We start from the raw sequence: 571 nt of genomic DNA on the forward strand, positions 1-571 counted from the left end.
ATGGTGGGCACTCTAAGGAGACTGCCGGTGACAAACCGGAGGAAGGTGGGGATGACGTCAAGTCATCATGGCCCTTACGGCCTGGGCTACACACGTGCTACAATGGTCGGTACAGAGGGTTGCCAAGCCGCGAGGTGGAGCTAATCTCACAAAACCGATCGTAGTCCGGATCGCAGTCTGCAACTCGACTGCGTGAAGTCGGAATCGCTAGTAATCGCAAATCAGAATGTTGCGGTGAATACGTTCCCGGGCCTTGTACACACCGCCCGTCACACCATGGGAGTGGGTTGCACCAGAAGTAGCTAGTCTAACCTTCGGGAGGACGGTTACCACGGTGTGATTCATGACTGGGGTGAAGTCGTAACAAGGTAGCCGTAGGGGAACCTGCGGCTGGATCACCTCCTTAATCGAAGACATCAGCCTGCTGATGAGCTCCCACACGAATTGCTTGATTCATTGTGTAAAGACGATGCTGTAACGCGACCCTGTTATAGGTCTGTAGCTCAGTTGGTTAGAGCGCACCCCTGATAAGGGTGAGGTCGGCAGTTCAAATCTGCCCAGACCTACCAAT

The 571-nt window shown here is 53.9% G+C and carries 1 tRNA gene and 1 rRNA gene; both read left to right on the forward strand.

Annotated features, from left to right (window positions below):
• Positions 1–406: ribosomal RNA gene (locus OH705_RS26830) — 16S ribosomal RNA — on the forward strand; the annotation flags it as partial.
• 86 nt (positions 407–492) lie between these two features.
• Positions 493–569: transfer RNA gene (locus OH705_RS26835), tRNA-Ile, on the forward strand.
• Positions 570–571: the final 2 nt, after the last annotated feature.

The organism is Pseudomonas sp. BJa3, from assembly GCF_026343815.1.
Taxonomy (GTDB): domain Bacteria; phylum Pseudomonadota; class Gammaproteobacteria; order Pseudomonadales; family Pseudomonadaceae; genus Aquipseudomonas; species Aquipseudomonas soli.